We start from the raw sequence: 12,467 nt of genomic DNA on the forward strand, positions 1-12,467 counted from the left end.
AGGGTGGGCTCCGCCCACCATGGATGGTGGAAGTGACTGAAATACAGGAGTTAAGCTTCAGTTCCGCCCACCAATGATTTATCAGATAGCAGCAGGCCGCCCACTAACTCCCGCTGGCCTGCTTTCGGTGCCGCTGGCAGGCGGAATTCACGGCATCGCGTATCAGTTGTGCCAGATATTGCACATGCGGTGCGGCGGATTTTCCGTCACGCAATACCATGTACACATCGACAATTCTTTCCGCTCCCTGCTCAAGCGGCAGAGGTTTTAACTGCCCGCTTTCCAGCTCGCGCAGGATATTAAATTCCGGATACCAGGCGAAGCCCAGCCCGGATGTGGCACAGTGCAGCGAGGTGGCCATGGTGCTGACTGTCCAGCGTTTCTGCGCGTCGAGCCAGCCGGCATCCTGGGGTTGTGAACCGGAATCACGGATCACGATCTGGCGTTCACTCATCAGGTCGTCATAGCTTAACGGGCGCTGTAACTGATGCAGTGCATGCTGGGGATGCGCCACCGCGACGAATTTTACCGGCATTAAAAGATCACCCATAAAACGTGCGGATTCATTGGCGATAATGGCCAGCTCTACTTTGTCTTTTTTCAGTGCTTCGCTGGTCCCACTGAGCGCAGTTTCATGCAGTTCTACGCGGATAAACGGGTACTTCTCTGCATACGCCTGCAATACGCCGCTGAGGATTGGCACCGGGAAAATAATCTCCATCGCCAGATGAATGGTAGAGCCGCTGCCAGCCTGATAATTGCCGGCAATGCCTTCAGCATAGCGGGCTTTTTCCAGCAGGTTTTTCGCCTGATTGTAGAGTGCCTCACCGGCGGTGGTGAGCACTGCACGGCGTCCTTCAATGCGGAAAATAGCGACGCCTAAGCGCTCTTCCATCTTCGACATCGAGTAGCTGATGGCGGACTGGCTCTTGTTCATCAGTTCTGCTGCGCGGGCATAGCTGCCTGCTTCAACCACAGCAACAAGCGTCTGCCATTGTTCCAGTGTGATCTTCATTGCTAATCCTGTGGTCTGTCAGTGATGGGTCAGTATTTTAGATAGATATGTTCGGTTTTTTTGTATTTAACGCGCACGATTTATTGGCCAGAATGGTCGCATCAAATTCAGTGACTCTATTTTCGGAGAAAATAATGGCAACTCTTCTTTATGTAAAAAGCAGCATTTTCGGTGATGGCGGTCAGTCCAGCCAACTGTCTGAAAAATTCATCGAAGGCTGGAAAGCCAAAAACGCCGGTGGCGAAGTGATCGTCCGTGATCTGTCTGCCAACGTACCTCCTTACCTGGATGGCAACGTGGTTGGCGCTCTGTTTACTCCTGCGGATCAGCTGAATGACGATCAGAAAGCCATCGTTGCTTACGCTGATGAGCTGCTGGCTGAAGTAAAAGAAGCAGACGAAATTCTGTTCACTGCACCGATGTACAACTTTGCTCTGCCAGCGCAGACCAAAACTTACCTGGATTACCTGTGCCGTGCGGGCGTTACCTTTAAGTACACTGACACTGGTGCAGTAGGCCTGCTGGACAGCAAACCTGTTTACGTTGTGACTACCCGTGGCGGTATCTACAAAGATACTCCGGCCGATACTCAGACACCTTTCCTGAAAATGATCTTCGGTTTTGTTGGTCTGTCTGACGTTCGCATGATTCACGCCGAAGGCCTGAACATGGGTGATGAAGCAAAAGAAGCCGGTGTCAAAGCCGCAGCGGACGAAATCGCCGCTCTGTTCTGATCCGCGTTTAATCAGTACGGCAAATTTCGGAAAGGCCCCGGCGTAATGGGTGATTCGCCGGGGCTTTTTTGTGCCCGGCGGACAGTGTGCCTCCGCCAGCTCATGCTGATTGGCAACAATCCTGCGCTGGCGCAAAGTTAGTGTTCAAACACGCCACACATCCGGGCAAAAGCGTATTACACTGGGTTATCTCAATAACCTGGAGTCTGTATGAGTAACAGCAACCCACTTGCATGGCTGGATAACCTGCCAGAAGCGTTTCAGGAATACCGCAACGGCCGCAAACTCGATGAAGTCGAATGTATTGTGCCGGACCTGAATGGTATGTCCCGTGGTAAAGCCATGCCAGTGAGCAAATTTTCGCCCGATAAGCCTATCTTCCTGCCGGTATCGATTTTCTATCAGACCATTACCGGTGAAGACGTCGAGATGGACATTGAAAACCAGTGGGCAGAATCCGATATGGAACTGCGTCCGGATATGTCGACGGCCATGGCGGTGCCCTGGGCGAAAGAAGCTACTCTGCAGATTATTCACGATCTCTACAACGCTGATGGCAGCGCCGTACGCGTGGCACCACGCAACGTGCTGAAGCGGGTGCTGGCGATGTACGCCGAACAGGGCTGGAAACCGGTAGCTGCACCCGAGCTGGAGTTTTATCTGATTCAGCCTAACGTTGATCCGAATGAGCCCATTGAACCGCCAGTCGGTCGTACCGGCCGTTCCGGTATGGCGCGCCAGTCGTACTCTATGTCGGCGGTGGACGAATACGGCCCGGTGATCGACACCATCTACGATTACGCCGAAGACGCCGGTCTGCACATCGACTCTGTGATTCAGGAAGACGGTGCCGGTCAGATTGAAATTAACCTGACCCACGGCGACCCGCTGTGGCTGGCCGATCAGGTGTTCTACTTTAAACGCATCATCAAAGAAGCGGCGCTGAATAACGGCATGTTCGCGACCTTTATGGCTAAGCCGATGCGTGATCAGCCGGGCAGTGCCATGCATATTCACCAGAGCGTGGTGGACATTAGTACCGGCAAGAATATCTTCTCTGACGAAAATGGCGATGCCACGGATCTGTTCCACTGGTTTATCGGCGGTTCACAGAAATACCTGCCTCAGGTCATGCCGTTCCTGGCACCTAACGTAAACTCTTATCGCCGTTTTGAATCGGATACCAATTCCAGTGCGCCAACCAATATGGCCTGGGGTTTTGATAACCGTTCCACGGGTCTGCGTGTACCCAATGCCGGTGCCCAGGACCGCCGTCTGGAAAACCGGGTGGTGGGCGTGGATACCAACCCGTATCTGGCGCTGGCTGCCAGCCTGATCTGTGGCTATCTGGGGATGGTGAATAAAATTGATCCGGCACCTGCTGTAGCCGGTGAACCGGATGACGAATTCGCTATTCCGACCACCTTTGATGAAGCCCTGCACCTGTTCGAGGATGCCGAAGAGATTTATCAGGCGCTGGGTCCTGAGTTCTGCGAACTTTATTCACAGGTGAAGCAGGAAGAACTGCATCAGTTCCATCGCGAGATTTCGCCGTGGGAGCGTGAGCACCTGCTGTTGAATGTGTAGTTCTGCGTAAATTAAAAAGCCCGCACGGCTTTTACTGTGCGGGCTTTTTTTATGCTCAAGGTAAGGAGTAAGGCAGTTAATTGTTGGGGCTGATAAATTTAAACGGCTTTGTCAGCACTTCATCAGCCAGAAAAAAGGTAAATGTCAGGTCAGCAGATGATTGCTGTTCAGACAGCGCACACACCCGGTAACTCAGCCACTGTCCCTGCTGTTGCTGCAGATTAATCGTATCCGCCCCAACCAGTTCAAAGGCGCTGCTCAGTTCTGTTTGAGCGGCACTGAGAGCAACGGACAGTGAATATTCCCCGGCGATAAAGCTTTCAGCTTTAATCTGCACATCGTTACAGACAGTATTGTCCGGCCGTTCGACATAGAGCTGGCCGCGCTCGCGGGCGACTTCGGCGATCAGTCCGGCGGAATGACTGAAGCCCCAGATCAGCACGCCAGTGCAGATGGCAAGAACAGTAAAATAAGAGAAGAGTTTTGCGCGCAATAACGGTGAGTGCTTGCCGCTGAGTTCATTTTCGGAGGCAAAACGGATCAGGCCGGTTGCTCTGCCTATTTTATTCATCACCTTATCGCAGGCGTCGATACAGGCGCCGCAGTCTATGCAGGCGAGCTGCAGGCCGTTGCGGATATCAATGCCCGCCGGACAAACCTGCACACACAGCGTGCAGTCTACGCAATCGCCGTTGCCTGTCAGTGTGGAGACAGCAGGGGAGGTTTGAGAGGGGGCTTGTGAGAGGGCTTGTGAGGGAGCCTGTTTAACATGGGCACTACGGGGCTCGCCCCGTACTCTGTCATAGCTGACGCTGCGGGTGTCAGCATCAAACATCACACTTTGAAAGCGCGCATAGGGGCAGGCATGCTGGCAGATTTTTTCCCGTACCAGTCCGGCATTTAAGTAGGTCAGCGCGGTCATGGTCAGTACCCAGGCCCAGATTGCGGTGATGAAATCCAGTTGTGCCAGACGTGTGACCAGTTCGTGGGCGGGGATAAAATAGCCGGTGAATGTTATTGCGGTCGCCAGTGCTACCAGCAGCCACAACAGGTGTTTGCTGATGCGGCGCAGCCAGAATGCAACGCCATTGGCTGTCAGTCCTTTCGCCTCCTGTTTACGTCTGTGTGAGGCGCTGCCTTCCGTCCAGTCTTCAATCCGAATAAATATCCAGCTCCAGATACTCTGTGGGCAGGCGAAGCCACACCATATCCGGCCGTAAGCCACCGCAGTAAAAAACAGCAGCACAGCAGCGGTGATTAACAGCCCGGCTAATAATGGCAGGTCGTACCAGCTTAACTGCAATGGCCCGAGAAAAATCCGCCGCTCAGCAAAAGAAAACAGCACCAGTGGATGCTCATCCCAGCGCAGCCAGACGGTAATAAAAAACAGCCCGATCAAAGGCCAGCTGATTGCGCGGCGCAGATTCTGATAAAAGCCACGGGTCAGGCGCACGTAAAATTTGCCGTTCACCTGAGCATGTCCCGTCACTATGGTGGCGTTGGTTTGTGGGGGATTTGCTGGGTCCAGCTGAATGACCGGAATAGGCTGCATGGTAAACCTCGGCTAAGAGAATGACCGGCGCAGCCTAAGGTGTTTTAACTGAACAGATAAGGCCTAAAAAAATCAAAATGAATAGGTACAGATTATTCAGATCAGCGTCTGACAGTGCTGTCAGCTGGCTCTCTGTTGCAGCAGCTGGCCAAGATCTGTCAGTGCCTGCCGGCGTGCCTGTGTCCAGGGGTGCGCAAAGCTGATCCGCAGACAATGAGTGAAGCGACCGGAAGAGGAGAACAGCGGCCCGGGGGTAATCACAATGCCCATGTCCCGTGCCGGGCCATAAAGCTGCATCAGATCGCGGTCCCCAGGCAACTCTGCCCAAAGGGCGATGCCGCCACGGGGGAGGGTGACATTTACCGCAACGGGCCACTGCTGCAGCAATTCAGGCAGTTGGTCGCGCTGCTGTTGCAGAGTCAGGCGCAGGCGGCGCAGATGCGCGGCATAACCGCCATCCTGCATAAAATCGGCAACGCCCTGCTGTACGGCGCGGCTGCTGGCCAGCTGGGTGACCAGTTTCAGCTGCACAATACGTTCGTGCCAGCGGGCGCCGGATATCCAGCCAAGGCGCAGATCGCGCGACAGAGTTTTGGAGAAAGAGGAACAAAGAATCACCCGCTGATGCTGGTCCATGGCTTTGAGTGGCGCTGGCACGCTGGTGAAGCCGGTATCGGCGTAAATATCGTCTTCGATAATGGCCAGATCATGGTACTCAGCCAATGCCAGCAGGCGCTGGCCACTGCTTTGCGGCATCAGTGCGCCAGTGGGTGTGGCAAAAGCAGGCGATACGATGCAGGCTCTTACCCGCCAGCGCTGCAGAACTTCTTCCAGAGCATCCATGTCCATGCCGCTGACCACAGAAGAAGGGACTTCCACTACCTTCAGGCCCAGCTGTTCCAGCAATTGCAGTGCGCCGTAAAACCCCGGCGTTTCCACCGCCACCACATCACCGGGCTGACAACAGGCCATCAGCGCCAGGAACAGAGCATTCTGGCAACCGGCGGTGATGCACAGATCATCGGCGGTTACCGGCCAGCCGCGACGGGCCTGATGCTGGGCAATCTGCTGGCGCAACGTAGGGTCCCCGGCAGGTTGATCATAGTACTGATGATGCTGACCACGCTGGCGGCGCAAAGCTCTGCCAATGGCGCGGTTTAATGCGGTAATCCCGGTTGGTGGTTGCTCACTGTCACTCTCCGGCAGGATATCGAAGGCTGCACTGCGGCGCATGATATCGCGGAAAACATCGCTGACGCTCACCGGACGCGGCGCTTGCAGTGGGTGGGCAGCAGCCTCGTCGTTGTGTGTATTGCGGGCTGTTACGTAGTAGCCGGATTTGGCTTTTGCCTGCAGTAGTCCCTGGGCTTCCAGCCGTTGCAATGCGTGCTGCACCGTGGCTTTTGATAGCTGATGTTGCTGACACAGAGCGCGCACCGAAGGCAGGCGTTCTCCGCTTTGCCAGCGGCCTTCTTCAATGCCTTTTAACAGCCAGTTTTCCAACGCATGATAGCGGTATGCCGTTTCCATAATGAAATCTGTATTGGTTCAGTGTCGGTTTTATAGCACTGATAGGTACAGAAGCAGAAGTGATTGGATTTCAGGGGGTGACATCTGCGTTGTCAGAGTGTAGGGTTTGTGTATTACATAGTGATATACATTGTATATCGCTCATTGAGCGTGCCTTTTAATGATCGGGCCTTTTAGTGATAAGGCCTTTGGTCATTTGTTCTGAGGTTCTACCGGAGCTGGCACTGGGCGTTTGTGGGCGTTTGTGGCTGTTTGTGAGTGCTTAAGAAATGGCAAAAAATAAGTCAGCAGATACTCCCGCTGAACAGGTACCGCCAGTTAGTGACAGTGCTGAAAAAAGCAGCAGGAAGAGCAGTAAAAAAACGGGCAAAAAGAACGACGCCCAACTGCTGATCCGGATTAACGGTGAGGAGCGCGATGCGTTTCTCGCGTTATGTGAAGAATTGGATACCAGTGCTGCGCGGGAAGTGCGGCGCTTTATCCGCAGTTTTATCCGTGAACATCAGTCTTCTGATGTCTGATCCCGGGGAAATGCCGGTGTTTCGCAGCCGTGCATCGCAGTACCCCTCAATGCAATGCTTTAATGCGATGGAAGGAGCATATTATGTCCAAGAAAAAAGAATCCAAAAAAGTAGTAAGCCTGAAAAAGCTGATCAAAGCCCGTAAGGCCAAGATCGATAAGCACGAAAGCAAGCTGAAAAAGCTGAAGAAAAAACTGAAAAAAGCCGCCTGATTACCTTCGGCTGGCATAAAGAAAACGGCTCCCGGTATGAGAATACCCGGAGCCGTTTTTTATTTGCTGAGCAATCTTTTATTTGACTGGCAATCCCGGAAACGGTGACGGAAATTCGCTGCGGCGCAGGAATACCTGCTCCAGTTGCTTAATATTCTGCTGTACGTATTCAATAAACGCGCGCATCGCCGGGGTCGGATGCTTGGCCTGAGGATAGACTACACACCAGCTGCGGCGCAGTGGAAAGCCCGGTATATCGAGCACTTTTAAATGGCCCAGCTGCAGCTCCGGCAGAATACTCAGACGCGGCAGCACCGCCACGCCAAGCCCGGCCATCACCGCGTGTTTTACTGCATCGTTGGAGCCGATTTCCATACTGGCTCTGACTTTCAGGCGTTGCTGCTGACAGTGCATTTCCAGCGCCAGGCGGCTGCCTGATCCGGGTTCCCGCATCAGCAGATTGGCATCAAGAAATTCCTGCGCGGTTAAGTCTGTGCGCTGTAACAGCGGATGTCCCGGCGGCACCACAGGCACCAGATGGTTATCAAGGAAGGGCAGTGATGACAGCGGCTTTTCTGTTGGCACCATGCCCATAATCACCAGATCGTCGCTGTTGTCATTGAGACGCTGAATGGCCGCGGCACGGTTCACCACGCGCACTGTGATGCTGACGTGAGGGTACAGGTCGAGAAAGGCGCGCAGCAGATAAGGCACAACATATTGTGCGGTATTCACCGCCACCAGTCTCAGTTCGCCGGCGACATTGCCCTGCATGGCGGCCAGATCGGTCTGCAGGTCTTTCATCTCGGTAAAGATGTTGTCGATACTGAGGATCAGGCGCTCCCCGGCGGCGGTACAGAACAGTCGCCGCCCGACGTATTCAAATAATGGCTGATTCACCGCCTGCTCCAGCTGACGGATCTGGCTGCTCACCGCAGGCTGGGTAAGGCCCAGCAGCTCTCCCGCCTTGCTGTAACTCTGTTCCTGATAGACCGCCTTAAACACCTGCAGCTGGCGGAATGTCATCCGGCTGACTAGTTTTTGTACTGACAACGGCATGGCTATTAATGCTCTTTTGCTGATTTCGGCTGATGTATAAGTAATACCTTATAGATAACGAAAAAAATATCAATTTCAGCTTATTGGGCCGGAGGGCTAGGATAAAAATCATCCTGAAACACAGGGAAGGAGAGTTTTATGTTAAAGAAAGTTCTGATTGCCAACCGCGGTGAGATTGCCGTCCGCATCGTGCGCGCCTGCGCCGAGATGGGCATCCGCTCGGTGGCGATTTACACCGAACCGGATCGCTACGCCCTGCATGTGAAGCGCGCTGATGAAGCCTACTCTCTGGGGGAAGATCCTCTGGTGGGCTACCTTGATCCACTGCGCATCGTTAACCTGGCGTTGGAGACTGGCTGTGATGCCATTCATCCGGGTTACGGCTTCCTGTCTGAAAACGCTGAATTCGCCCGTATCTGTGAACAGAAAGGCGTTACCTTCATCGGCCCGAAAGCCGACGTTATCCACAAAATGGGTGATAAGACTCAGGCCCGTGACACCATGCGTGCCGCAGGTGTGCCGATCACTCCTGGTTCTGAAGGCAACCTGTCCGGTCTGGATGAAGCCATTCAGCTGGCCAGCGAGATTGGTTATCCGATCATGATCAAGGCGACTTCCGGTGGTGGTGGTCGTGGTATCCGCCGCTGTGACAGCGAGCAGGAATTAAAACAGCAGTATCCCCGTGTTATTTCAGAAGCCACCAAAGCTTTCGGTTCAGCCGAAGTCTTTATGGAAAAATGCATCGTTAACCCGCGCCATATCGAAGTTCAGGTGCTGGCTGACAGCAAAGGCAACGTGGTGCATTTATACGAGCGCGACTGCTCTATTCAGCGCCGTAACCAAAAGTTGATCGAAATTGCGCCTAGCCCGCAGTTAACACCGGAACAGCGTGACTATATTGGTGGTCTGGCGGTAAAAGCTGCGGCAGCCGTCGGTTATGAAAACGCTGGTACCGTGGAATTCCTGCTCACCGGCAACGAAGTGTATTTCATGGAAATGAACACCCGGGTACAGGTAGAGCACACCATTACCGAACAGATCACGGGTGTGGATATCGTGCGTGAACAGCTGCGTATTGCCGCTGGCCTGGAGCTGAGCTATCGCCAGGAAGATATTTCTTACCGCGGTTTTGCCATGCAGTTCCGTATCAATGCCGAAGATCCGAAGAACGACTTCCTGCCGAGCTTTGGCCGCATTTCCCATTACTACGCGCCAGGTGGTCCGGGCGTGCGGGTGGATACTGCGATTTATACCGGTTATGAAATTCCGCCATATTACGACTCCATGTGTCTCAAGCTGGTGGTCTGGGCGCTGACCTGGGAAGAAGTGGTCGCCCGCGGTACCCGTGCACTGGATGACATGCGTCTGCACGGTATTAAAACCACCGCCAACTATTACAAACAGATTCTGCAGCACGCCGATTTCCGTTCCGGCAGTTTTAACACCAGCTTTGTACCGGAGCATCCGGAACTGCTGCAGTATTCAGACAAAAAACACCCAAGCGAAATTGCCCTGGCCCTGGCGGCCGCCATTGCCGCTCATGCTGGCATTTAATCGGCAGGTAAAAGGAAAAAGATTATGAGCAAGAAAATTGAAATTACCGACGTTGTTCTGCGCGATGCCCATCAGTCTCTGATCGCTACCCGCATGCGTACCGAAGATATGCTGCCGATCTGTGACAAACTGGATCAGGTAGGTTACTGGTCACTGGAAGTATGGGGCGGCGCGACCTTTGATGCCTGTGTGCGTTTTCTGAAAGAAGACCCATGGGAGCGTCTGCGTCAGCTGAAAGCCGCTCTGCCAAAAACTCCACTGCAAATGCTGCTGCGTGGCCAGAACCTGCTGGGTTACCGCCACTATGCCGACGATGTGGTTGAAGCTTTTGTGCAGAAAGCCGCCGATAACGGCATTGATGTGTTCCGTGTTTTTGATGCACTGAATGACGTGCGTAACCTGGAAACCGCCATGAAGGCCGTGAAGAAAGCCGGTAAGCACGCTCAGGGCACTATCTGTTATACAACCAGCCCGGTGCATACCCCAGAGCTGTTTGTGAAACAGGCTCACGCTATGGTGGAAATGGGCGCAGATTCTATTGCCATTAAAGACATGGCCGGTCTGTTAACACCCTATGCCACGTACGATCTGGTTAAGGCATTAAAAGCCGAAGTGTCTGTGCCTGTGGTGGTACACAGTCACTCCACTGCCGGTCTGGCGCCACTGTGTCAGCTGAAGGCCATTGAGGCCGGAGCCGACCGTATCGATACAGCGATTTCCTCCTTCGCCAGTGGTACCAGCCACCCGGCGACTGAAGCTCAGGTAGCAGCCTTAAAAGGCACCGAATACGATACCGGTCTGGATCTGGAACTGCTGGGTGAAATTGCGGATTACTTCCGTGAAGTGCGCAAAAAATATCATCAGTTTGAAAGCGAATTTACCCGCGAAGATGTGTCTGTGCAGATTAACCAGGTACCGGGCGGCATGATGTCCAACCTGGCTAACCAGCTGAAAGAACAGAACGCGCTGGATAAAATCCGCGACGTGTTTGCGGAAATTCCACGGGTACGTAAAGACCTGGGTTACCCTCCGCTGGTTACTCCAACGTCACAGATTGTTGGCACCCAGGCGGTGTACAACGTGCTGGCGGGTGAGCGTTATAAAACCATCACCAACGAAGTAAAACGTTACCTGCAGGGTGGCTATGGTGCAGCACCGGCGGAAGTCGATGCTCAGCTGCAGAAAAAAGCCATTGGTAATGAGAGCGTGGATGTTGGTCGTCCGGCTGATCTGCTGAAACCAGAGCTGAATAAACTGCGTGCGGATATCGGTGATCTGGCAGAAAGCGAAGAAGATGTACTGACCTTTGCTATGTTCCCGGATCTGGGTCGTGAGTTCCTGCAACAGCGTAAAGATGGAACACTCAAACCTGAAGAACTGCTGCCACCGGAAGCTGCTGGTGGTGGTAAACTCAGCGCGGCTGCGTCGGAATTCAAAATCGACGTGCACGGTGAGACTTACGAAATTGCAGTAACCGGTGTGGGTGATTTTGGTGCCGGTAAACGCAAGCTCTACATCTCGATGGATGGTATTCCGGAAGAGGTAGTATTTGAGCCAATGAACGAATTCGTTGCCGAAGGTGGCAGCGGACGTAAACGCGCCAGCGAACCGGGCCATGTGACCACCACCATGCCAGGTAACGTTGTTGATGTACTGGTTAAAGAAGGCGATACAGTAGAAGCCGGTCAGGCGGTACTGATTGCTGAAGCCATGAAAATGGAAACCGAAGTACACGCCAACGTCGCCGGTACGGTAAAAGCGGTTTACGTCAGTAAAGGTGATCGCGTAACGCCGGGAGAAATCCTGATCGAAATCGCCTGATCCTGAATTCGCCCGGATACTTGTGAACGCACGACACAGGTGTTCGGGCAAAATGACCATACTTAACACGCAAGCAATCCCGTATTCTTACGTCAACCATAGCGAGGACCTGTTTTGGAAAAGATCGTCAAAGGCGTTCTCAACTTCCGTAAGAACGTATACCCAAAAAACAAAGACCTGTTCGGCTCTCTGGCAACCGGTCAGAGCCCGGAAATTCTGTTTATTACCTGTTCCGACTCCCGTGTCGACCCGAACCTGGTAACCGGCTCGGCACCGGGGGATCTGTTCATCTGCCGTAACGCCGGTAACATTGTGCCACCGCACAGCAACGAAACCGGTGGTATGACGGCCTCTATCGAGTACGCTGTAGCGGTACTGGGTGTGCGTCATATTATTATCTGCGGCCACACCGACTGTGGCGCCGTAACTGGTGCTCTGGATGTCGACAACATCAATGGCCTGCCACACGTAAAAGAATGGTTAGGCCACTGCCGTTCAGCCATTGAAATTGTGCGTGAGCGCAATGGTATTGCTTCTGGTCAGAAGGTTGGCCATGAGCACCTGAACGAAGCCATCGAAGAAAACGTTCTGCAGCAGGTACAGCATATCCGTACGCACCCTGCGGTAGCAGCACGTCTGGCGACCGGTAAAGTACATCTGCATGGCTGGATTTACGATATCAAGACCGGCAGCATCCGCTGCTGCGATCATAATCAGAGTTCATTTAACGACTTTGATGTGCAGTACGCTGAGGAGATTAAAGGGCTCGAATAAGCCCTTTTGTCTGTCGCTTTCTCCTGTGCCTGGTCGTTCATTGACGCTGGCGCAGGGAAAGTTATTAATCTGGAATGGGTTTATTTGTAGTAGTTCAGACCCAATCTG

11 protein-coding genes are annotated in these 12,467 nt (G+C 53.4%); 7 read left to right on the forward strand and 4 right to left on the reverse strand.

Annotated elements, in window-relative coordinates; all coding sequences use genetic code 11:
- Window positions 1-103: 103 nt before the first annotated feature.
- Entirely contained in the window at window positions 104-1,015 is a 912-nt protein-coding gene (locus B2Z72_RS02125) for a LysR family transcriptional regulator (RefSeq protein WP_296985889.1), read from the reverse strand.
- Window positions 1,016-1,149: 134 nt separating this feature from the next.
- Between B2Z72_RS02125 and B2Z72_RS02130 the strand changes: the two genes are divergently transcribed.
- Window positions 1,150-1,749: an FMN-dependent NADH-azoreductase gene (locus B2Z72_RS02130; protein WP_296985892.1), complete on the forward strand. Its 600-nt coding sequence runs from the start codon at window positions 1,150-1,152 to the stop codon at window positions 1,747-1,749.
- 210 nt (window positions 1,750-1,959) lie between these two features.
- The gene (locus B2Z72_RS02135) at window positions 1,960-3,336 is read left to right on the forward strand and encodes a glutamine synthetase family protein (RefSeq protein ID WP_296985894.1); all 1,377 of its coding nucleotides are present in this window, start codon (window positions 1,960-1,962) and stop codon (window positions 3,334-3,336) included.
- Between the two features lie 76 nt (window positions 3,337-3,412).
- Here B2Z72_RS02135 and ccoG read toward each other — a convergent pair whose 3' ends face one another.
- Both ccoG and B2Z72_RS02145 read right to left on the reverse strand, forming a co-directional pair.
- Window positions 3,413-4,888 carry a cytochrome c oxidase accessory protein CcoG gene (ccoG, locus tag B2Z72_RS02140; protein WP_296985895.1) on the reverse strand — a complete coding sequence of 492 codons (1,476 nt, stop codon included), beginning with the start codon at window positions 4,886-4,888 and terminating at the stop codon, window positions 3,413-3,415.
- Window positions 4,889-5,008: 120 nt separating this feature from the next.
- On the reverse strand, window positions 5,009-6,418 hold the full coding sequence (locus tag B2Z72_RS02145) for a PLP-dependent aminotransferase family protein (protein WP_296985898.1): 1,410 nt from the start codon (window positions 6,416-6,418) through the stop codon (window positions 5,009-5,011).
- 269 nt (window positions 6,419-6,687) lie between these two features.
- On the opposite strand from B2Z72_RS02145, the gene B2Z72_RS02150 reads away from it, so the two are divergent.
- Together B2Z72_RS02150 and B2Z72_RS02155 are read left to right on the forward strand one after the other, a co-directional pair.
- Window positions 6,688-6,939 (forward strand): hypothetical protein, encoded by a 252-nt coding sequence (locus tag B2Z72_RS02150; protein ID WP_296985899.1) that lies wholly within the window; start codon window positions 6,688-6,690, stop codon window positions 6,937-6,939.
- Between the two features lie 83 nt (window positions 6,940-7,022).
- Window positions 7,023-7,151: a hypothetical protein gene (locus tag B2Z72_RS02155; RefSeq protein WP_296985901.1), complete on the forward strand. Its 129-nt coding sequence runs from the start codon at window positions 7,023-7,025 to the stop codon at window positions 7,149-7,151.
- A 78-nt stretch (window positions 7,152-7,229) separates the two neighbouring features.
- On the opposite strand, the gene B2Z72_RS02160 is transcribed toward B2Z72_RS02155, so the two are convergent.
- Complete coding sequence (locus B2Z72_RS02160) at window positions 7,230-8,177, reverse strand: LysR family transcriptional regulator (protein WP_296985903.1); 948 nt, start codon at window positions 8,175-8,177, stop codon at window positions 7,230-7,232.
- A 171-nt stretch (window positions 8,178-8,348) separates the two neighbouring features.
- On the opposite strand from B2Z72_RS02160, the gene B2Z72_RS02165 reads away from it, so the two are divergent.
- The 3 genes from B2Z72_RS02165 (at window position 8,349) to B2Z72_RS02175 (ending at window position 12,359) form a co-directional block, all read left to right on the forward strand.
- The gene (locus B2Z72_RS02165) at window positions 8,349-9,764 is read left to right on the forward strand and encodes an acetyl-CoA carboxylase biotin carboxylase subunit (RefSeq protein ID WP_296985905.1); all 1,416 of its coding nucleotides are present in this window, start codon (window positions 8,349-8,351) and stop codon (window positions 9,762-9,764) included.
- A 24-nt stretch (window positions 9,765-9,788) separates the two neighbouring features.
- Entirely contained in the window at window positions 9,789-11,585 is a 1,797-nt protein-coding gene (gene oadA / locus B2Z72_RS02170; RefSeq protein WP_296985907.1) for a sodium-extruding oxaloacetate decarboxylase subunit alpha, read from the forward strand.
- Window positions 11,586-11,699: 114 nt separating this feature from the next.
- A complete protein-coding gene (locus B2Z72_RS02175; protein WP_296985910.1) occupies window positions 11,700-12,359 on the forward strand; it encodes a carbonic anhydrase in 660 nt (219 codons plus the stop codon).
- Window positions 12,360-12,467: the final 108 nt, after the last annotated feature.

The organism is Thalassolituus sp. UBA6592 (genome assembly GCF_002433655.1).
In the GTDB taxonomy this organism is placed as follows: domain Bacteria; phylum Pseudomonadota; class Gammaproteobacteria; order Pseudomonadales; family Oceanobacteraceae; genus Venatoribacter.

What these genes read in the sequence shown, in the direction of transcription:
- B2Z72_RS02125 (WP_296985889.1), bottom strand. Translation starts at nt 1,015, where the DNA reads ATGAAGATCACACTGGAACAATGGCAGACGCTTGTTGCTGTGGTTGAA.
- B2Z72_RS02130 (WP_296985892.1), top strand. Translation starts at nt 1,150, where the DNA reads ATGGCAACTCTTCTTTATGTAAAAAGCAGCATTTTCGGTGATGGCGGT.
- B2Z72_RS02135 (WP_296985894.1), top strand. Translation starts at nt 1,960, where the DNA reads ATGAGTAACAGCAACCCACTTGCATGGCTGGATAACCTGCCAGAAGCG.
- ccoG (WP_296985895.1), bottom strand. Translation starts at nt 4,888, where the DNA reads ATGCAGCCTATTCCGGTCATTCAGCTGGACCCAGCAAATCCCCCACAA.
- B2Z72_RS02145 (WP_296985898.1), bottom strand. Translation starts at nt 6,418, where the DNA reads ATGGAAACGGCATACCGCTATCATGCGTTGGAAAACTGGCTGTTAAAA.
- B2Z72_RS02150 (WP_296985899.1), top strand. Translation starts at nt 6,688, where the DNA reads ATGGCAAAAAATAAGTCAGCAGATACTCCCGCTGAACAGGTACCGCCA.
- B2Z72_RS02155 (WP_296985901.1), top strand. Translation starts at nt 7,023, where the DNA reads ATGTCCAAGAAAAAAGAATCCAAAAAAGTAGTAAGCCTGAAAAAGCTG.
- B2Z72_RS02160 (WP_296985903.1), bottom strand. Translation starts at nt 8,177, where the DNA reads ATGACATTCCGCCAGCTGCAGGTGTTTAAGGCGGTCTATCAGGAACAG.
- B2Z72_RS02165 (WP_296985905.1), top strand. Translation starts at nt 8,349, where the DNA reads ATGTTAAAGAAAGTTCTGATTGCCAACCGCGGTGAGATTGCCGTCCGC.
- oadA (WP_296985907.1), top strand. Translation starts at nt 9,789, where the DNA reads ATGAGCAAGAAAATTGAAATTACCGACGTTGTTCTGCGCGATGCCCAT.